This window comes from Streptomyces sp. NPDC059009, from assembly GCF_042740175.1.
In the GTDB taxonomy this organism is placed as follows: Bacteria; Actinomycetota; Actinomycetes; order Streptomycetales; family Streptomycetaceae; genus Streptomyces.
This window is the reverse complement of sequence record NZ_JBHYJB010000013.1, coordinates 74678-94293: the sequence shown is the minus strand read 5'-3', so window position 1 is coordinate 94293 and position 19616 is coordinate 74678. Positions and strand designations below refer to the sequence as shown.

The following is a 19616-nucleotide window of genomic DNA, read 5'->3' as shown; positions in this document are numbered from 1 at the left end:
AGAGGGGACGGCTCGCTCGGTCAGTCCTCGTCCGCGTTCTTGAGCTTGAAGTTCCACACGCCCTTGTACTCGTCGCCCGCCTTGTTCTGCTCGACGACGCTGATGTACAGCTGCTTCGGGGCCGGCTGGCCCTGCTGCGGGGCGAAGAGGTCGACGCCCTGGAAGGCGAAGTAGGTCTTCTTGGAGGGGTTGGTGACCTGCTGGCCGTTGATGTACAGCGACCAGCCCGTGTCCGCGACCTCCGGGTCGACGCCGATGCGCAGGGTGTCGCCCTGGCCCATCGAGATCGACTTCGACGCCTTCTTGAGGGCGCACGCGATGGCCTTCTTGCGGCCGATGTCCTTGCCGTCGTCGTAGCAGGTGGCCTGCGAGTTCACCGAGTTCTTGCCGATCGTCACGGTGGCCATCGGGGTCGGCTTGTCACAGGCGGACAGGACGAGGAGTCCGGCGGAGACGGCGCCGATGGCGGCCACGGTGCGGCGGCGGCGCGTCACGCTGGTACGGCCGCGGGGCTGGGAGGTCATGCGGGAAGGCTATCGGGCCCCTCGGGCCCGCCCGCCACGTGGGGTCGGCGTGCCGCGGACCCGGTACCGGCGGCGCGCGGACCCGCACCGCCGGGCGTGCACACCCGCGCCGTCAGGCGACCCTGGCCCGCCGCGCCCCGCCGTGCCGGGCCGAGGCGAGCAGCCCCCGCACCGTCGAAGCCCAGCCGAGCGCCACGATCGACGCCGCCACCGACAGACCCACCTGCCCGATCAGCGGCAGCGCGATGCCGATCGCTCCGCCCACCACCCACGCCATCTGCAGCAGCGTCTCGGAGCGCGCGAACGCCGAGGTGCGCACCTGCTCCGGCACGTCCCGCTGGATCAGCGCGTCGAGCGACAGCTTCGCGAGCGCCTGCGCGAACCCGGCGACCGCGCCGAGGCACGCCACGCCCACCGCCCCGAAGAAGACCGCCGCGGTGACCGCGACGCCGAGGACGACGCCGACGACGGTCACGATGATGATCTCCGGGGCCCGCGACTGCAGCCACGCGCCGACCGCCGTGCCGAGCGCGTTGCCCGCGCCCGCCGACACTCCCACTATCCCCAGCGACACCGCGGCGCTCTGCCCGGCCAGGGGCTCCTCGCGCAGCAGGAACGCCAGGAAGAAGATGAGGAAGCCGGACAGACAGCGCAGCGTGGCGTTGGCCCCGAGCGCATGGGTCACGGCGGGCCCCACGGTCCGCAGCCCCGGCCGCCGCTCACGGCCCCCGGTGGCCGCCGCCTCCCGGGCCGCCGGGCCGTGCAGATGTGCCTCGTCGGCGGCGAGCAGCGCCTTGTCCTCGCCCTTCGCCGAGTCGACCTTGTGCGGCAGCGAGAGCGACAGGAACATCCCGCACATGAAGATCACGAACGCCCCGTAGAGCGGCCAGCGCGGCCCGACCGACTGCAGCCCCGCCCCGATCGGCGCGGCGATGCCCGTCGCGAGCAGCCCGCCGAGCGTGACCCGCGAGTTCGCCTTCACCAGGGAGAAGCGCGGCGGCAGCAGGCGCGGCACGACGGCGCTGCGCACCACCCCGTACGCCTTCGACGACACCAGCACGCCGAGCGCCGCCGGATACAGCTCCATGCTGCCGGTGACGACCGCCCCGGACAGGACCAGCGCGAGCAGCGCCCGGGCCAGCATCGCGCCCGCCATCGCGGCCCGGCGGCCGTGCGGCAGGCGGTCCAGGAGCGGGCCGATGACGGGGGCGAGGAGAGTGAAGGGGGCCATGGTGATGGCGAGGTAGAGGGCGACGCGCCCGCGCGCCTCGTCGGTCGGCACGGAGAAGAAGACGGTCGAGGCGAGCGCGACGGTGACCATCACGTCGCCCGCGCCGTTCACCGCGTGCAGCTCGATCAGCTTGCCGAGCCCCGACTCGCCCGCGCCGTGCGCATGGGTGGCCTTGCGGATGCCGCGCGCCGTGCCGGTGAACGGCAGGTGCAGGGCGCGGCCGACCGCACGGCCGGCCCGTCTCACCAGGCCCGGCCGGTCCGATCCATAGGACGACCTCGTGGGAGCCACCCCGTCATAGTGCCCTCTGAGGGGCCTGGCTAGTGCATTTATGGACGGGCGTCTGAAGGAAGATCCCCGCCGGGAACGCGCCGGGAACGCGCCGGGAGACCGCCCGGAACGCCACCACCGGGGCCCCGCGGGCACCGCGGGAGCGCGCCGGGAGCAGGGTCGGAGCACGAGGAGTCGTACGTCGGTGTGGGCGCGGGCGCCGGGAACAGGTAGCGTGCGTAGCGCGCCTGCGGCGGTTGTTCTTGGCCGCGCGCCTCTCGGTCATCCCGCAGAATGGATGACGTAGGTGCGCCCGAGAACGTCGGGCGCGGACGTCGACGCGGCCCTCCGGTCCGCTCCGTCCGCACCTCCGCGTAAGGGTGGCGCACTCGTGAGACGGCGTAGGAGAGAAGCGATACCTGTGAGCGCAGCGACAACGCGAAGCCGTACCCCGCGCACCCCGCGTACGCCCGACCGGCTCTGCGCGGAGGCGGTCGGCCTCGCCCGCGCGGCGGCCGAGGAGGCGGCGGCGCCCGGCGTGGTCGGGGAGCACGTCGAAGTCGTCGTCGAGGGCGATCGCGTCGTCACGCACCTCTTCGAGTGCAAGGAGCCCGGCTACCGCGGCTGGCGCTGGGCGGTGACCGTCGCCCGGGCCTCGCGCGCGAAGGTCGTCACGCTCGACGAGACGGTTCTGCTGCCCGGCCCGGACGCCCTCCTCGCACCCGAGTGGGTGCCGTGGAGCGAGCGGCTCCGCCCCGGCGACATGGGCCCCGGCGACCTGCTCCCCACGGACGCCGAGGACCTCCGCCTGGAGCCCGGCTTCTCCGGCGAGGAGGAGCCCCCGCCGAACTCCGCGGTCTCGGAGGAGATGGCGGAGCTGGTGGAGGCGGAGGACGCCGAGGTCACCTCGGGCTCGCCCGCGAACCTTCCGGTGGCGCCCGCGCGCGGCTCGATCGCCGCGGTCGCCGACGAACTGGGCATGCGCCGTGCCCGCGTCCTCTCCCGCTACGGCCTGCACACGGCGGCCGACCGCTGGGAGGAGGCGTACGGGGGGAAGACCCCGATGGCGCAGGCGGCGCCCGCGTCGTGCGCCAGCTGTGGCTTCCTGGCGCCGATCGGCGGGTCGTTGGGGCAGGCGTTCGGGGTGTGCGCGAACGAGTTCGGGCCCGCGGACGGGAGGGTGGTCTCCCTCTCGTACGGGTGTGGTGGCCACTCGGAGGCGGCGGTCATGCCGAAGCCTCCGCGGCCGGCCCCGCCGGTTCTGGACGAGACCCGCGTCGACGTCCTGCCGCTGCGTCCCGACTCCGACTCGGGGTCGGTGACGGCGGCGGGGCCGAGCGAGGATCTCGGCCACTCGTAGGTGGGGGCTGGGGCTTGCCTCCGGCGGTTCTTTCCCCGCCGCATCCTTCAGCGCGCTCCGCGCGCGGGCGCCCCTTCCCGAATCCGCCGACTCCGTCGGCCCTGGAGCACCCCGTATCGCCTTAAGGGCTCGTCCTCAAACGCCGGACGGGCTGAGTGTGCTCGGCCGCGGCTGGGGGCATTTCAGCCCGTCCGGCGTTTGAGGACGAGGCGCGTTCAGCGCCGATAGCGGGGTCTAGGGGCGAAGCCCCAGGACGGGCACCCCAGGCCGACGGAGTCGGGGCATTCGGGTAGGGGTGGGGAGGGGGAAAGCCCGCCCCAGCCACGCGGTAGCGTTCGCCCGAATCCGCGGACGGCAACAAGGAGTGACCGTGAGCAAGCCCGTGCGGCCCGCCCCCGAGGGAACCGACCCCTTCGGCACCACCCGCCTCCGCCGCACCGTCCTGGACGGCTGGGCCGCAGCCCCCGCCCGCTTCCGCGAGGACGCCAACGCCGAGGAAGACCTCGCCCTCGGCGGCTACCGCGACCGCCTCGTCGTCGAGCTCGCCCAGAACGCCGCCGACGCCGCGGCCCGCGCCCGCGTCCCGGGCCGCCTCGCCCTCACCCTCCGGGACGGCGTCCTCGCCGCCGCCAACAACGGCGCCCCGCTGGACGCGGCGGGCGTCGAGTCGCTGTCCACCCTCCGCGCCTCCGCCAAGAGGGAGAGCCGGCCGGGAGAGGGGACCGGCAGCGTCGGCCGCTTCGGCGTCGGCTTCGCCGCCGTCCTCGCCGTCTCCGACGAGCCCGCCCTCGTCGGCCGCACCGGCGGCATCCGCTGGTCCCTCGCCGAGGCCCGTGAACTCGCCGCCGAGACCGCCCGGTTCAGCCCGGGACTCGGCGAGGAGATCCGGCGGCGCGACGGGCACGTGCCGTTGCTGCGGCTGCCGCTCCCCGCCGAGGGCACCGCCCCCGACGGCTATGACTCCGTCGTCATCCTGCCGCTGCGCGACGCCGCCGCCGAGGACCTCGTGGCCCGCCTCCTCGACGGCATCGACGACGCCCTCCTGCTGGCCCTCCCGGGCCTCACCGAGGTCCGCGTCGAGACCCCCGACGGCACCGTCCGCACCCTCCGCCGCCGCGACGAACCCCCGTACACCGTCGTCGAGGACAGCACCACCGGTACAGACAGCGCCACCGGTACGGACAGCAGCACCGGTACTGCTACGACGCGCTGGCGCACCCACAGCGCCCACGGCCCCCTCGACCCCGCCCTCCTCAAGGACCGGCCCGTCGAGGAGCGGCTGCGCCCCCACTGGTCCGTGACCTGGGCCGTGCCCACCGCGGCCGACGGCGGGCCCGAGCGGCCGCGCACCGCGCCCGTCGTGCACGCGCCGACCCCGAGCGACGAGCCGCTCGGCGTGCCCGCCCTGCTCATCGCCTCGTTCCCGCTGGACACCACGCGCCGGCACGCCGCCCCCGGGCCGCTCACCGACTTCCTGGTGCAGCGCGCCGCCGACGCCTACGCCGAACTCCTCGACGGCTGGCGGCCGGTGACCGAGGGCGCCATCGGGCTCGTGCCGGGGCCGCTCGGCTCGGGGGAGCTGGACGGGGCGCTGCGGCACGCCGTGCTCGAACGGCTGCCGCGCACCGCCTTCCTGCCCCCTGCCGCGCAGCGCGGTGGTGGTGCCGACGATGACGACGACATGCTGCCCGAGGCGCTGCGCCCCCGCGACGCCGAGGTCGTCGAGGGCGCGGGCGCCGACACCGTACGCGTGCTCGCCGAGGTGCTGCCGAGCCTGCTGCCCGCCGGGCTCGAACGCCGAGCTGAGCTGCGGACGTTGGACGTGGCCCGGGTCCCGCTGACCGAGGCCGTCGACCGGCTCGCGGGCCTGGAGCGGGAGCCCTCCTGGTGGCGGCGGCTCTACGACACCCTGGCGGGCGTCGACCCGGACCGGCTGAGCGGGCTGCCCGTTCCGCTGGCCGACGGGCGGACGACGATCGGGCCCCGGCAGATCCTCCTGCCCACGGCGGAGGGGGACAACAACCCCGCCGCCCTGGCCCGCCTCGGTCTCAAGGTCGCCCACCCCGACGCCGCCCACCCCCTGTTGGAGAAGCTCGGCGCGCTGCCCGCCACGCCCCGCGCCGTCCTCACCACCCCGCAGGTGCGCGCCGCCGTCGCCGCCTCCCTCGACGACGACACCTGGTACGAGGACGAGGCGGCCGAAACCTCCCTGGACGGGGAGGAGTTGGCGGAGCTGGTGCTCGGGCTCGTGCGGGACGCGCACCTCGCCCCCGGCGACGAGCCGTGGCTCGGTGCGCTCGCGCTGCCCGACGAGGACGGGGAGCCGGCGCCCGCCGGGGAGCTCGTGCTGCCCGGGAGCGACTTCGCGCAGGTCATGCGGGAGGGTGAACTCGCCGCCGTCGACGAGGAGTTGGCGGAGCGGTGGGGGGAGCAGCCGCTCGCCGCCTGTGGGGTGCTCGCGAACTTCGCGCTGGTGCGCGCCGCCGACACCGTCCTGGACCCGGACGAACTGGAGCCCCGCGAGGGCGACTTCGCCGAGCCCGACGACGCGGGTCTGCTCGACGCCGTGGACGTGTGGTGCGAGGACGTGCTCGACCGGCTGCCCGACAGCCCGGTGCCGCCGGTCGCGACGGAGCTCATCGCCGTACGGGATCTGGACCTGGTCGACGACGAGCAGTGGCCGCGGGCGCTCGCGCTGCTGTCGCGGCCGCCGCTGCGGGACGCCCTGACCCAGCCGCTGCGGGTGCTGCTGCCCGACGGCACCACCGAGTCCGTCCGCTCGTACACCGCGTGGTGGCTGCGCGGTCACCCGGTCATCGGCGGCCGTCGTCCGGCGGGTCTGCGCGCCGCGGGGAGCGACCCGCTGCTCGCCGGGCTGTACGACGAGGCGGATGCCACCGGCTTCGACGACGAGCAGGTGCTGCGTGCGCTGGGAGTGCGGACGTCGGTGGCCGCGCTGCTCGGCGAGCCGGGGGGCGCCGCCGAGCTGCTCGACCGGCTCGCGGACCCGGACAGGACCGTTTCCCCCGGTCAACTGCACGCCCTCTACAGCGCGTTGGCGGACCTCGATCCCGAGCAGGTGACGCTCCCGGACGAGCTGCGGGCCGTCGTGGACGGCGAGGTGCGGGTGGTGGACGCGGCCGACGCGCTGGTCGCCGACGCCCCGGACCTGCTGCCGCTGACCGCCGGGGTGCCGCTGCTGCCCGTACAGCCGGGGAAGGCGGCGGACCTTGCCGAGCTGTTCCAGGTGCGCAGGCTCAGCGGGTCGGTGCCCGCCGAGGTGACGTCGGCCGGGGTGGAGCGTGACGTGCCCGATTCCGTACGGGTGCTCCTCGGTCCTTCGACGCCGCGCACGTACGTGGAGCACGAGGAGCTGCTCGCGGGGGAGACCCCCCTCGACTGGCGCCGGGCGAGCGACGGGGCCGTGCACGCCGCGACCCTGGAGGGCGTCGCGGCGGGGCTCGCGTGGGCCACCGGGCACTGGCCGCGCCGCTTCGAGGTGGCGGCTCTTCTGGAGGACCCGTCGCGGACACAGGAGCTGGCGCGGGACCGCTGGTTCGACTGAGTGCGGAGCGGGGGGTTTGTGGGGTTGTACAGAAGTTAACTTCCTGTACAACCCTGCGCCCCCGTCGTGGGTCTGATCTCCCGAGTCAACAGACTCCTAGATCACTCGGGCTCCGCGTGACAGCGGCGACGCTCCGCGGAGCCCCCTTCTCCACCTGGGGAAACGCATGCGCATTCGCGCCACTGTGGCCGCCCTGTCCGGCGCCCTGGCCCTGTCCGCCCTCGCCGTCCCGGCCGCGCAGGCCGACACGGCCGTCGGCGACACCAAGATCACGAAGGTCACCGTCAACGGCGGCAAGGACATCGTGCTCGGCACCACCGCGAAGAAGAAGGTCACGATCGCCATCACGGCGACCGACCCGTCCGGCATCGTGAAGATCGACGGCTTCCTGTGGCACGGCTCCGACATCGACCACGCCGACGGCGCGGTCGTCCACGCGTCGGACTACCGGCCCAGCTGCACCACCGTGAACGCGACCACCAAGACCTGCACGATCACGCTCACGGTCGACCCGAAGAAGCACACCTACAACAACACCCTCGCGGGCAGCTGGAAGGTCCTCGCGGCCGCGCACGGCTCGGACGGCGACAAGCTCGTCAAGAACGCCTACAAGACGGTCCGCTTCCAGCGCGCGTCCAAGCTCACCGTGAACGCCTCCCCGGAGCCGGTCAAGAAGGGCAAGACCATCACGGTCACCGGCGCCCTGACCCGCGCCAACTGGGACACGAGCAAGTACGCGGGCTACACGGGCCAGTCCGTGAAGCTCCAGTTCAAGAAGAAGGGCGCGAGCTCCTACAGCACCGTGAAGACGGTCAAGTCGGGCTCCAAGGGCGCCCTGAAGACCACGGTCAAGGCGTCGGCCGACGGCACCTTCCGCTACTCCTTCGCCGGTACGTCCACGACCCCGGCCGTGAACTCCTCCGGTGACGCGATCGACGTGCGCTAGGTCCTGAGGTCCCGTCCGGGGGCGCGTGCGTAACGGACATCACGCGCGAAGATCCCCGAACTCGTACAACCAGTCACGCAGGTCGCAGGTCTGTTCTCGGGGTCGACCCGGCCCCGAGAACAGCACCCACCACCTGGGGAAACACATGCGCTTCCGTGCCACCGCGGCGACTCTGACGACCGCCCTGGCCCTGTCCGCACTCGCCGTGCCCGCCGTGCACGCGGCCGACCGGCCGGACGTTCCCGACGTCCCGCAGTCCGCGCCCTTCGCCGCGAAGGCCCCCGCGAAGAGCGGAGCCAAGGTCAAGATCACGAAGGTCGTCGTCAACGGCGGCAAGGACATCGTGGTCGGCACGGTCAAGAAGAAGAAGGTCACCATCGCCGTGACCGCGACGCACCCCTCCGGGATCCAGGAGGGCTACGCCATGCTGTGGCACGGCAAGAAGTTCAGCGAGACCGGCATCGACAGCGGGATGGTTCCGGCCGCCGACCGCGGCAAGTGCACCAAGGTCAACAAGACCACCTCGACCTGCAAGGTCACCGTCGTCGCCGACCCGAACGAGAACATCTACCGCAACGCCCTCGCGGGCAAGTGGAAGGTCTGGGCCGGGGCCGCGGCCAAGAACGGCGCCTCCGTCATCAAGGACACGTACAAGACGGTCTCGGTGAAGCGCTACGCGAAGCTCACCGTGAACGCCGCCCCGGAGCCGGTCAAGAAGGGCCGGACCATCACGGTCACCGGCGCCCTGACCCGCGCCAACTGGGACTCGGGCAAGTACGCCGGCTACACCAAGCAGCCCGTGAAGCTGGAGTTCAAGAAGAAGGGCTCCAGCACCTACAAGGCGCTCAAGACGGTCCGCACGGACGGCAAGGGCAAGCTGCGCACCACGGTGAAGGCGTCGGTGGACGGCACCTTCCGCTATGTCTTCGCGGGCACCTCGACGACCCCGTCCGTGAAGTCCACGGGCGACTTCGTCGACGTCAAGTAGCAGCAGCTATGCGGCAAAGCGGCGGTCGACCCAGCGGAACGTGAACTCCACGGCCGCCGCGGCGATCGCCGCGATGCCCACCGCGGCCCACGGCATCGTCGCGCCCGCCAGCTTCAGGGCGAAGAAGTCCTGCAGCCACGGCACCGCGAGCACCACCAGGAACGCCAGCCCCATCGCCGCCACCAGGCAGATCCGCCACCACGTGTACGGCCGGGCGATGATCGCCAGGACCCACATGGAGACCAGGAAGAGCGTGAGCGTCGCCGCGCTGGTCTCGGCCTCCCGGGCGCCGTCCCCGGTGTAGTAGTTGCGGGCCAGCATGTACGTGAGGAAGGTGGCGGCGGCCGCGATGATGCCGCCGGGCAGCGCGTATCGCATGACCCTGCGCACGAAGTGCGGTTTCGCGCGCTCCTTGTTGGGCGCGAGCGCCAGGAAGAAGGCCGGGACGCCGATCGTCAGGGTGGACAGCAGCGTCAGGTGGCGCGGCAGGAACAGGTACTCCACCTGCGAGCACACCACGAGCAGCGCGATGACCACCGAGTAGACGGTCTTCACCAGGAACAGCGTCGCCACGCGCGTGATGTTGCCGATGACGCGGCGGCCCTCCGCGACCACCGAAGGCAGCGTCGCGAAGCTGTTGTTGAGGAGCACGATCTGCGCGACGGCGCGGGTCGCCTCGGAGCCCGAGCCCATGCTCACGCCGATGTCGGCGTCCTTCAGCGCCAGCACGTCGTTCACGCCGTCGCCCGTCATCGCCACCGTGTGGCCGTGCGACTGGAGGGCGGAGACCATGTCCCGCTTCTGCTGCGGGGTGACGCGGCCGAACACCGCGTTCTCGTCGAGCTGTTGGGCCATTTCCTCCTGGTCGGTGGGGAGATGGCGGGCATCCACGGTGTGCTCGGCGCCCGGCAGGCCGAGCTTTCCGGCGACGGCGCCCACGGAGACCGCGTTGTCACCGGAGATGACCTTCGCCTTGACGTCCTGCTCCGCGAAGTAGCGCAGGGTGTCGGCGGCGTCGGGGCGCAGGCGCTGCTCCAGGACGACGAGGGCGGTGGCCGTGGCTCCGGCCGCCACCTGGGGGTCGTCGAGCTCTCCGGCGGCGCGGGCGAGCAGCAGCACGCGCAGGCCCTGCCTGTTCAGCTCCTCGATGTCGGTGAGCGCGGGATCGCCGTCCGGCAGCAGGACGTCGGGGGCGCCGAGCAGCCACGTCGAGTTCTCGCCGTCGCCCTCGCTGAAGGAGGCGCCGCTGTACTTGCGGGCGGAGGAGAAGGGCAGCGACTCCGTGCACCGCCACTCCTCGCTGTCCGGGTAGGCGTCGATGATCGCCTGGAGCGAGGCGTTGGGCCGCGGGTCGGACTCGCCGAGGGCGCCGAGGACCTTCCGTACGTATGTCTCGTCCGTGCCGTTCAGCGGCCGCAGGTCCGTGACGTCCATGCCGCCCTCGGTGAGGGTGCCGGTCTTGTCGAGGCAGACGGTGTCGACGCGCGCGAGCCCCTCGATGGCGGGCAACTCCTGCACCAGGCACTGCTTCCGCCCGAGCCGGATGACCCCGATCGCGAAGGCCACGGAGGTGAGGAGCACGAGCCCCTCGGGGATCATCGGCACGATCCCGCCGACCGTGTACGCGATCGACTCCTTGAAGTTGTCGTCCTTGACCACGAGTTGGGAGATGACGAGGCCGATGGAGGTCGGGATCATCAGCCACGTCACGTACTTGAGGATCGTGGAGATGCCGGAGCGCAGCTCGGAGTGGACGAGCGTGAAGCGGCTCGCCTCCTCGGCCAGCTGCGCCGCGTACGCCTCGCGTCCCACCTTCGTCGCGGTGAAGGCGCCACCACCCGCGACCACGAAAGAACCCGACATCATCTTGTCGCCGGGCTTCTTCAGGACCGGGTCGGCCTCGCCGGTGAGCAGCGACTCGTCGACCTCCAGGCCCTCGGCCTCGACGGTCTCGCCGTCCACCGCGATCTTGTCGCCGGGTCCCAGTTCGACCAGGTCGCCGAGGACGATGTCGGAGGTGGAGATCTCGGCCGCCACCCCGTCGCGGCGGACCGTGGGCTTGGCCTCGCCGATGACCGCGAGCCCGTCCAGGGTCTTCTTGGCGCGCCACTCCTGGATGATGCCGATGCCGGTGTTCGCGATGATCACGAAGCCGAAGAGGCTGTCCTGGATCGGCGCGACGAAGAGCATGATCACCCAGAGCACGCCGATGATCGCGTTGAACCGGGTGAAGACGTTGGCGCGGACGATCTCGCCCAGGGAGCGACTGCTGCGCACCGGGACGTCGTTGACCTCGCCGCGCGCGACGCGCTCGGCGACCTCGGCGGCGCTCAGGCCGGTCGCCCGCCCGGTGGGCGGCGCGACGGGGTGGACCGGATCGAGTTCGGCGCCCGCGTCGATATGCGTCATGCATTCGACGGTACGGGGGGAAAGGTCGGTTCACCCCTTGAGATCCGGAAAGATCCGACCTCGGTAGGAGAAGGACGGTCCCGTGGTCGTACGGGCTACTGCGTGGGTTGGGCCTCCGGGCCCGCCGCGTCCGCCCCGCCCGCCGCGTGCCGCTTGATCGCCGCGTCCCGCTTGCGCACGTACCAGATGCCGATGCACCCGAGCCCCGCGCCCGCCAGACACGTCCACACCCACCAGGTGTGCCCGTGGTCGTCGAACCAGCCGTAGAAGGGGAGCTGGACCAGGAAGAGGACGAACCAGAGGATCGTGCCGCCCGTGATGGTGGCGACAACGGGGCCCTCCAGGGGCTCCGGCGCCTCGTGTGTCGGTGTCCACTTCGCCATGGGGACAGCTTACGAGGGCCGGTGATCGCCCCGCGCACCCCTTGCGGGGCAAGGCTCTACGCGCGGAGATAGCCATTTGCGCCTCATGTATTCATACTGAAACAGCTTGTTAATGGCCGATTGCTTTCGTACGAAAGAACAATTCGAGCCCGTTCTGAACTCAAGAGGTCACGCATGTCCCCCTCGGCCAGCGCCCCGGTCGACATAAAGCCGCAGCCGACGCCCCCGCAGGGCGCCCTCGACCGCTACTTCAAGATCTCCGAGCGGGGTTCGAGCCTCGTCCGCGAGGTCCGCGGCGGCTTCGCGACCTTCTTCGCGATGGCCTACATCATCGTGCTGAACCCGATCATCCTCGGCAGCGCGAAGGACATGTACGGCCACCAGCTCGACCACGGCCAGCTGGTCACGGCGACGGTCCTGACCGCCGCCTTCACCACGCTCCTCATGGGCGTCATCGGCAACGTCCCGATCGCGCTCGCCGCCGGTCTCGGCGTGAACACCGTCGTCGCCCTGCAGCTCGCGCCCCGCATGGCGTGGCCGGACGCGATGGGCATGGTCGTGCTCGCGGGCTTCGTGGTGATGCTGCTCGTCGCGACCGGGCTGCGGGAGCGCGTGATGAGCGCCGTGCCGCTCGGCCTGCGCAAGGGCATCGCGATCGGCATCGGCCTCTTCATCATGCTGATCGGCCTCGTCGACTCCGGCTTCGTCTCGCGGATGCCGGACGCCGCGCACACCACGGTCCCGCTCCAGCTGGGCGGCGACGGGCACCTCAACGGCTGGCCCGTGCTCGTCTTCGTGATCGGTGTGCTGCTGACCCTCGCGCTCATCGTCCGCAAGGTGCCGGGCGCGATCCTCATCAGCATCGTCGTCATGACCGTCGCGGCCATGATCATCAACGCGGTCGCGGACATCCCCTCCTGGGGCCTGACCACCCCCGAGTGGCCCGGCAACCCGGTCGCCACCCCGGACTTCGGGCTCGTCGGCCAGATCAGCCTCTTCGGCGGCTTCGGCAAGGTCGGCGTCCTGACCGGCATCCTCTTCGTCTTCACCGTGCTGCTGTCCTGCTTCTTCGACGCCATGGGCACGATCATGGGCATCGGCGACGAGGCCAAGCTGACGGACAGCAACGGCAACATGCCCGGCATCAACAAGGTCCTGTTCGTGGACGGCATCGCGGTCGCCGCCGGCGGCGCGTCCTCGTCCTCGGCCACCACGTGCTTCGTGGAGTCCACGGCGGGGGTCGGCGAGGGAGCCCGTACGGGCTTCGCGAACCTCGTCACCGGCGGCCTCTTCACGGTGGCGCTGTTCCTCACGCCGCTCGCCACGATGGTGCCGTCCCAGGCGGCCACGCCCGCGCTGCTCGCGGTGGGCTTCCTGATCCTGTCCGGCTCGATCCGGCAGATCGACTGGAGCGACTACACGATCGCGATCCCCGCGTTCGTGACGATGCTGATGATGCCGTTCACCTACTCGATCACGAACGGCATCGGGATGGGCTTCATCGCCTTCACGGTGCTGCGGGTGGCCTCCGGCCGAGCGCGGGAGGTGCCGGTGGCCATGTACGTGGTGTCCGCCGTGTTCGCCTTCTACTACCTGATGCCGGCGTTGAACCTCACCTAGGAGCGCTGTTCGCTGCGGGCCGGTGGGGGGCTGGTCGCACAGTTCCCCGCGCCCCTTCGGGGTGCGGGCTACGCCACCCCGTAGAACCTCTCTGTCTCCTCGACGGACGTCTTGAAACGCTCGTCGAAGTCATCGCGAATGAGCGTCCGGACCACATAGTCCTGGACGCTCATTCCCCTTTTCGCCGCGTGCTTGCGGAGCCGGTCGAGCAGCTCCCCGTCTATGCGCAGGCTGAGCACTGTCGATCCCATGCCCGCCAGGGTCGCCGCACGCCGTCGGGGGATGCCTCACTTTCCGAAGTCGCCTCACTCATATGGGTGACGAAAGGGTTCTCTGTCCGCTGTGACGGGCATCGCCGTTCAACCGCGTGGTCCTTAGTCAGGGTAATGAGTTATGCTAACGAACATGCCGGACCTCTCCCATGGCGACAACGCCGCCGCCGTGAACTCCCTGCGCTCCGCCGTGATGCGGCTCTCCCGCCGCCTGAAGCACCAGCGGGTCGACGAGTCGCTGAGCCCCACCGAGATGTCGGTGCTCGGCACCCTCGCCCGCTGCGGCAGCGCGACACCGGGCGAGCTCGCCCGCAAGGAGCATGTGCAGCCGCCGTCGATGACCCGCATCGTCGCGCTGCTCGAGGCCAAGGGCCTGGTCCGGCTCGAGCCGCACCCCGAGGACCGCCGCCAGAAGGTGGTGACCCAGACGGAGACCGCCGAGGCGATGCTCGAAGAGAGCCGCCGCAAGCGGAACGCCTGGCTGGCCAACCTGGCCGCGGACCTGGACGACGACGAGTGGGCCAAGCTCCGCGCCGCCGCCCCGGTCCTGGAGAAGCTCGCACACCTGTAAGACCGCACAGCCCGCACAGCCCCATTCGGGACGTGGGGACCACCGCAATCGCCAAGGAGGCGACGCCACCTTGAGTACGGGACCCGGAGCAGACTCCGCCCCCGCACCAACCGCCCTCGATTCCCCTGCCCGCCCCCGCAAGACCTCGATGTTCGCCAGCCTCAAGGTCCGCAACTACCGGCTCTTCGCCACCGGCGCCGTGGTGTCCAACACCGGCACCTGGATGGCCCGCATCACCCAGGACTGGCTGGTCCTGAGCCTCACCGGATCCTCCGCCGCCGTCGGCATCACGACGGCGATGCAGTTCCTGCCGATGCTGCTCTTCGGCCTGTACGGCGGCGTCATCGCCGACCGCTTCAGCAAGCGGAAGCTCCTCTTCTGCACCCAGGGCGCGATGAGCCTCTCCGGCCTCTTCCTCGCGGCCCTCACGCTCTCCGGCCACGTCCAGGTCTGGCACGTCTACGCCGCGGCCTTCTTCACCGGCCTCGTCACGGTCGTCGACAACCCGACCCGGCAGTCCTTCGTGTCCGAGATGGTCGGCCCCGACCAGGTGCGCAACGCGGTCTCGTTGAACTCCGCCAACTTCCAGTCGGCGCGGCTCATCGGCCCCGCGGTCGCCAGTGCCCTGACCGCGGCCGTCGGCCCCGGCTGGGCGTTCCTCGCCAACGGCCTGTCCTTCCTCGCCCCGCTCACCGGCCTCATGCTGATGCGCACCAAGGAGCTGCACCACACGCCCCGCACCCCGCGCGGCAAGGGGCAGCTGCGGGAAGGGCTCCAGTACGTCCGCCGGCACCCCGAGCTGATCTGGCCGATCGTGCTCGTCGGGTTCATCGGCACCTTCGGCTTCAACTTCCCGATCTGGATGTCCGCGTACGCGGATGACGTGTTCCACGGCGGCGTCGGGATGTACGGCCTGTTCAACACCCTGATGGCGGCCGGTTCGCTCGCGGGCGCGCTGCTCGCGGCCCGCCGCCGCTCGACCCGGCTGCGGGTCCTGACGGGCGCGGCACTCGGCTTCGGCGCGCTCCTGGTGGTGGCGTCCTGGGCGCCCGGCGTATGGATGTTCGCGCCGCTGGTCGTGGTGCTCGGCATCCTCGGCCTCACGGTGAACGTCACGGCCAACTCGTCGGTCCAGATGGCCACGGACCCCGAGATGCGCGGCCGCGTGATGTCGCTGTTCATGATGGTCTTCACCGGCGGCACCCCGCTCGGCGGCCCGCTCTTCGGCTGGCTCGCCGACGCCTACGGGGTGCGGGTCAGCATGACGCTCGGCGGACTGATCTGCGCGGTCGCCGCGGTGGGCGTCGGCCTGGCGCTGGCCCGTGCGGCGGACCTGCGGTTGAAGCTCGACCTTCGCAAGGGCGAGCGTCATCTGCAGTTCGTGCCGAGGGAGCGGGAGCTGGCGACCGCGGCGTAGGGCTCCGCCCGGGTGCGGGTGGCCGGGGCTGGGCTCTTTGCGCAGTTCCCCGCGCCCCTTGAGGGGTTGTTCTTTGGCTGCGGGGTGGTGGGGGCTTGTGTCTTGCGCAGTTCCCCGCGCCCCTTCCCTGGGCAGTTCCCCGCGCGCCTTGAGGGGCGCTCACACCCGCATCTCCAGGACCTGGCCCGGCCAGGTGCCGTTCATTTCCAGGAAGGGCTCGGTGCGGGTGAAGCCCTGGCTCTCGTAGTACGCGACGAGCTTGCCGTCGTCGCCCGCGTAGCAGTCGACGCGGAGGAGGGAGACGCCCGCCCTGCGGGTCTCCTCCGCGGCGTGCGCGAGCAGTGCCCCGCCCACGCCCCGGCCCGCGAACGCGTGGTCGGCGGTGAGGAGATGGACATAGCGCTCGGGCTCGTCGACGGGCGCGATGTAGGGCCCCGGGCCGTCGGTCAGGGTGACCGTGCCGACGGGGCGTCCGTCGATCTCCGCGATCCAGGGCGAGCCCGTCGTCATGTACTTCTCGACCAGCTCGACGGTCCTGGGCCGGGTCGACCACGGGTCCGTGCCCCACTGCCCGGTGCGGCCCTGTGCGACCAGCCACTCCATCGCCCGGTCGAAGAGCCCGAGGACGGCGGGGATGTCCTCGGCGCCACCCGCCCTGATCTTTATGGCACTCATGAGTGGTGAGGCTAGGTGAGCGGCCGTATCCGGTCCAGGGCGAGCTGGAAGGCGGTGGGGGAGACCTTCAAGGGGCCGCTGAAGGGGTAGTTGAACTCATAGACGATCAGGAGCATCACGCCCACCGTGACCGTCAGGGAGAACACCACGCCCGCGTGCGCGCGCACGCTGTCCATGCCGAAGAGCAGCGCGAACCCGATGGTGACGAGGGCGCCGACGAGCAGCGCCGTCCACAGCAGGGTGGGCACCCCCGCACTGGCCGCCTCGTTGACCCGCTCCCGCCGCGCGTCCCCGAGCTGACCGACCGCTTCGAGGGCGCCCTGATAGCGGGTCTGGCCCGCGTCGGTCGTCGGCTCCTCGGTGTTGATCAGCTCCCGGATCTCGGTGAACTGCGTCCACGCCGCGGGGTCCGCGCGCTGCTCGCCGAGCAGCGGCCACTCGTCGCGGATCACCGTCTCCGTGTACCGCTCGACGAGGCCGCCGAGCCGCTCCCGCCCGGGCTGCGGCAGGGAACGGCTGTACCAGGTGAGCTGGAGGAGGGCGTTGGTCTCCGTGTACGTGTTCTCGTGGGCCTGCGCGCGGGTGTCCCACACGCCGACGACGACCATGGCGAGCACGACGGCGTAGATCACGCCGATCTCCGCGTACACGAAACCGAGCACGTCGTTGTGTGCCTTGCGCTTCGCCACCGGCACGAGGCGGGTGACGGCCAGGACCGCCCCGGTCATGGCCACGGATCCGAGCAGCAGCAGGACGATCCCGAACACCGGCATACGAGAAGTCTGCGGGCCCGCTCCGCCGGTGATCCATTCCCCGTGAGGGTGACGGGGCGCACGGCAGACTGCTGTCATGAGACTCTTCGCGGCCGTCCTGCCCCCGGCCTCCGCAACCGCCGAACTCACCGAGCACGCTGCCCGGTTGAGGGAGCTCCCGGGTGCGGACGGGCTGCGCTGGACGGCGCGCGAGAGCTGGCACTTCACGCTCGCGTTCCTGGCGGAGGTGGCGGCGGAGACGCTGCCCGAGCTGTCGGAGCGGATGGAGCGGGCGGCCCGCCGCACCCCCGCCTTCCCGCTCTCCCTGCACGGCGGCGGGCGCTTCGGGGAGCGCGCCCTGTGGGCCGGGGCGGCGGGGGACGTGGCTGCCCTGCGGCTGCTCGCCGCCCGGGCGGACGCGGCGGCGCGCAAGGCGGGGGTGCCGATGGAGGAGCACCGCGCCTACCGCCCCCACCTCACGCTCGCCCGCGCCCGTGGCGGCGGCGTCGACCTGCGCCCGTACGTCGCCGCGCTCGGCTCCTTCTCCGGCACGCCCTGGACGGTGGCGGAGCTGGCCCTCGTCCGCAGCAACCTGCCGCGGAGCGGGGTGGCGGGGGAGCGGCCCCGTTACGAGGTGGTCGGCCGCTGGGAGCTGGACGCCTCGCGTGCTGCATTTCCCGGGGGATGACCCCCGGACCCCCAGCCGGACAAGCAGCGGGGTCTGGGTAACCTCGCATGTGTGGACCCGAAGACCAGGAACCGGATCATGGCCGGTGTGCTCGTGTTGATGTTCGCCGTGGTGGCGGTGGCGGCCGCGGTCGGCAAGTAGCCGCGGGCGCGGCTGCCACCCGCCGGAGCGCCCGCCGGAGCGGCAACAGCATCGGCAGCAGCAGCGGCAACCGGAGCGGCCGCCACCCGTCACACCTGCCCCGCCTCTCACATCTGCCCGGCCTGCCTCACCAGGCGAACGCCTCCGGTGACGGCCCCGTCCCCGGGAAGATCTCCTCCAGCGACGCCAGCAGCTCCTCCGGCAGCTCCAGGTCGACGGCGCGGACCGCCGAGGCCAGCTGGTCGGCGGTGCGGGGCCCGACGATGGGGCCGGTGACGCCGGGCCGGGTGAGCAGCCAGGCGAGCGCGACCTCGCCGGGCTCGGCGTGCCCGTGCTTGTCGAGCAGGTCCTCGTACGCCTGGATCTGCGCGCGGACCTCGGGCTTCTCCAGGGCGTTCGCGGCCCGCCCGCCGCCCGCCCTGCGCCCCTGTGTCGCCTGCTTCTTCAGCACGCCGCCGAGCAGCCCGCCGTGCAGCGGCGACCAGGGGATGACGCCGAGCCCGTACTCCTGGGCGGCCGGGATGACCTCCATCTCGGCGCGGCGCTCGCTGAGGTTGTAGAGGCACTGCTCGCTGACGAGGCCCACGCGGCCGTGGGCCCGAGCCGTCTCGTTGGCCTGCGCGATCTTGTACCCGGGGAAGTTGCTGGACCCGGCGTAGAGGATCTTGCCCTGCTGGACGAGGGCGTCGACGGCCTGCCAGATCTCCTCGAACGGGGTGTTCCGGTCGATGTGGTGGAACTGGTACAGGTCGATGTGATCGGTCCGCAGCCGCTTGAGGCTGGCCTCGACGGCGCGGCGGATGTTCAGGGCGGAGAGCCGGTCGTGGTTGGGCCAGGGCTGCTCGCCGTCGGGCGTCATGTTCCCGTAGACCTTGGTGGCGAGGACGACCTTCTCGCGGCGCCCGCCGCCCTGGGCGAACCAGTTGCCGATGATCTCCTCGGTGCGGCCCTTGCCCGCGGTCTGCCCGTAGACGTTGGCGGTGTCGAAGAAGTTGATCCCCGCGCCGAGCGCGGCGTCCATGATCGTGTGGCTGGCGGCCTCGTCCGTGTGCGGCCCGAAGTTCATGGTGCCGAGGGTGAGGCGGCTGACGTTGAGTCCGGTGCGGCCTAGCTGTGTGTACCTCATGGAGGCTCAGCCAAGGGTGTGGAGTGCGCTCTAGGCAAGGGAGTTGGGGGTGGCTTGGGTCAATCGCGGGGGAAGGTGTCAGTCTTGAGGGCGAGGCCGAGGGGGGTGTCGGTGAGGTCCACTTCCTCGCCGAACGCGACGGTCGGCCACGTGTGGGTGTAGGCGCCGTCCTTGGGGGGCGTGTGGATGTGGCACGTGCCCTGGTAGGGGTCGGCGATGAGGTAGACCGCGACTCCGGCGGTGGCGTAGGCCGTCTTCTTGGGCCCGTGGTCGATCGCGGCCGTTCCCCGGGTGATCACCTCGGCGACGAACCTCACGTCCTGGTAGGACCAACGGTCTTCGTCGTCCGACTGTGCGCTCTCGGTCAAGAGCGCCACGTCACTGCACAGGCCGTTGAGGTGGCCGGGGTAGTCGATGCGTACGTTGGAGAACACCCGCTGCGAGTGGCGGGGCAGTTGGCGAACGATGTCCCAGGTGACGTGCCAGTGGGTATCCCGTTGTGGCGTCATGTGAACGTTGCCCTCGACGACCTCGGTCCGCATGCCTTCGAGGACGGGCTGCCCCTCGAAGGCGTTGAACAACGCGTCCAGCATCCGTGTGTTCCGGTCGGCCATCGTGGCGCTCCTTCCAGCCCCGGGAGCGGGGTGCGGCCGCGCAGTACAACGATGCGTACGGACC

At 71.6% G+C, this 19616-nt stretch carries 17 protein-coding genes; 8 read left to right on the top strand and 9 right to left on the bottom strand.

What is annotated here, in order from left to right; genetic code table 11:
* Positions 1-20 precede the first annotated feature (20 nt).
* Positions 21-524 (bottom strand): hypothetical protein, encoded by a 504-nt coding sequence (locus tag ACFWYM_RS15570; RefSeq protein ID WP_384835968.1) that lies wholly within the window; start codon positions 522-524, stop codon positions 21-23.
* Positions 525-636: 112 nt separating this feature from the next.
* Positions 637-2046, bottom strand: coding sequence for an MFS transporter (locus ACFWYM_RS15565; RefSeq protein ID WP_384835966.1), 1410 nt, complete (start codon positions 2044-2046; stop codon positions 637-639).
* A gap of 400 nt (positions 2047-2446) precedes the next feature.
* On the opposite strand from ACFWYM_RS15565, the gene ACFWYM_RS15560 reads away from it, so the two are divergent.
* The 4 genes from ACFWYM_RS15560 to ACFWYM_RS15545 all read left to right on the top strand — a co-directional run bounded on the left by ACFWYM_RS15560 (position 2447) and on the right by ACFWYM_RS15545 (position 8884).
* A complete protein-coding gene (locus ACFWYM_RS15560) occupies positions 2447-3385 on the top strand; it encodes a DUF3027 domain-containing protein (protein ID WP_384835963.1) in 939 nt (312 codons plus the stop codon).
* Positions 3386-3755: 370 nt separating this feature from the next.
* The gene (locus ACFWYM_RS15555) at positions 3756-6950 is read left to right on the top strand and encodes a sacsin N-terminal ATP-binding-like domain-containing protein (protein WP_384835960.1); all 3195 of its coding nucleotides are present in this window, start codon (positions 3756-3758) and stop codon (positions 6948-6950) included.
* A gap of 166 nt (positions 6951-7116) precedes the next feature.
* A complete protein-coding gene (locus ACFWYM_RS15550) occupies positions 7117-7896 on the top strand; it encodes a calcium-binding protein (protein ID WP_384835957.1) in 780 nt (259 codons plus the stop codon).
* A 145-nt stretch (positions 7897-8041) separates the two neighbouring features.
* Positions 8042-8884, top strand: coding sequence for a calcium-binding protein (locus ACFWYM_RS15545; RefSeq protein ID WP_384835954.1), 843 nt, complete (start codon positions 8042-8044; stop codon positions 8882-8884).
* Between the two features lie 6 nt (positions 8885-8890).
* Here the strand turns inward: ACFWYM_RS15545 and ACFWYM_RS15540 are convergent, their stop codons facing one another.
* On the bottom strand, positions 8891-11293 hold the full coding sequence (locus ACFWYM_RS15540; RefSeq protein ID WP_384835951.1) for an HAD-IC family P-type ATPase: 2403 nt from the start codon (positions 11291-11293) through the stop codon (positions 8891-8893).
* Positions 11294-11388: 95 nt separating this feature from the next.
* Positions 11389-11676 (bottom strand): DUF2530 domain-containing protein, encoded by a 288-nt coding sequence (locus ACFWYM_RS15535; RefSeq protein ID WP_384835948.1) that lies wholly within the window; start codon positions 11674-11676, stop codon positions 11389-11391.
* Positions 11677-11850: 174 nt separating this feature from the next.
* Here ACFWYM_RS15535 and ACFWYM_RS15530 point away from each other — a divergent pair, with 174 nt between their 5' ends.
* On the top strand, positions 11851-13296 hold the full coding sequence (locus ACFWYM_RS15530; protein ID WP_384835945.1) for an NCS2 family permease: 1446 nt from the start codon (positions 11851-11853) through the stop codon (positions 13294-13296).
* Between the two features lie 68 nt (positions 13297-13364).
* Here ACFWYM_RS15530 and ACFWYM_RS15525 read toward each other — a convergent pair whose 3' ends face one another.
* A complete protein-coding gene (locus tag ACFWYM_RS15525) occupies positions 13365-13547 on the bottom strand; it encodes a ribbon-helix-helix protein, CopG family (protein ID WP_384835942.1) in 183 nt (60 codons plus the stop codon).
* Between the two features lie 154 nt (positions 13548-13701).
* On the opposite strand from ACFWYM_RS15525, the gene ACFWYM_RS15520 reads away from it, so the two are divergent.
* Together ACFWYM_RS15520 and ACFWYM_RS15515 are read left to right on the top strand one after the other, a co-directional pair.
* Positions 13702-14139 (top strand): MarR family winged helix-turn-helix transcriptional regulator, encoded by a 438-nt coding sequence (locus ACFWYM_RS15520; protein WP_384835939.1) that lies wholly within the window; start codon positions 13702-13704, stop codon positions 14137-14139.
* Positions 14140-14209: 70 nt separating this feature from the next.
* Positions 14210-15556 (top strand): MFS transporter, encoded by a 1347-nt coding sequence (locus ACFWYM_RS15515; RefSeq protein ID WP_384835936.1) that lies wholly within the window; start codon positions 14210-14212, stop codon positions 15554-15556.
* 159 nt (positions 15557-15715) lie between these two features.
* Here the strand turns inward: ACFWYM_RS15515 and ACFWYM_RS15510 are convergent, their stop codons facing one another.
* On the bottom strand, positions 15716-16231 hold the full coding sequence (locus ACFWYM_RS15510; RefSeq protein WP_384835935.1) for a GNAT family N-acetyltransferase: 516 nt from the start codon (positions 16229-16231) through the stop codon (positions 15716-15718).
* Between the two features lie 11 nt (positions 16232-16242).
* The gene (locus ACFWYM_RS15505) at positions 16243-17004 is read right to left on the bottom strand and encodes a hypothetical protein (protein WP_384835932.1); all 762 of its coding nucleotides are present in this window, start codon (positions 17002-17004) and stop codon (positions 16243-16245) included.
* A 76-nt stretch (positions 17005-17080) separates the two neighbouring features.
* Here ACFWYM_RS15505 and thpR point away from each other — a divergent pair, with 76 nt between their 5' ends.
* Positions 17081-17671 (top strand): RNA 2',3'-cyclic phosphodiesterase, encoded by a 591-nt coding sequence (thpR, locus tag ACFWYM_RS15500; protein ID WP_384835929.1) that lies wholly within the window; start codon positions 17081-17083, stop codon positions 17669-17671.
* Between the two features lie 268 nt (positions 17672-17939).
* Here thpR and ACFWYM_RS15495 read toward each other — a convergent pair whose 3' ends face one another.
* Together ACFWYM_RS15495 and ACFWYM_RS15490 are read right to left on the bottom strand one after the other, a co-directional pair.
* Complete coding sequence (locus tag ACFWYM_RS15495) at positions 17940-18938, bottom strand: aldo/keto reductase (RefSeq protein WP_384835926.1); 999 nt, start codon at positions 18936-18938, stop codon at positions 17940-17942.
* Positions 18939-18997: 59 nt separating this feature from the next.
* Positions 18998-19552: a Uma2 family endonuclease gene (locus ACFWYM_RS15490; RefSeq protein WP_384835923.1), complete on the bottom strand. Its 555-nt coding sequence runs from the start codon at positions 19550-19552 to the stop codon at positions 18998-19000.
* Positions 19553-19616 lie beyond the last annotated feature (64 nt).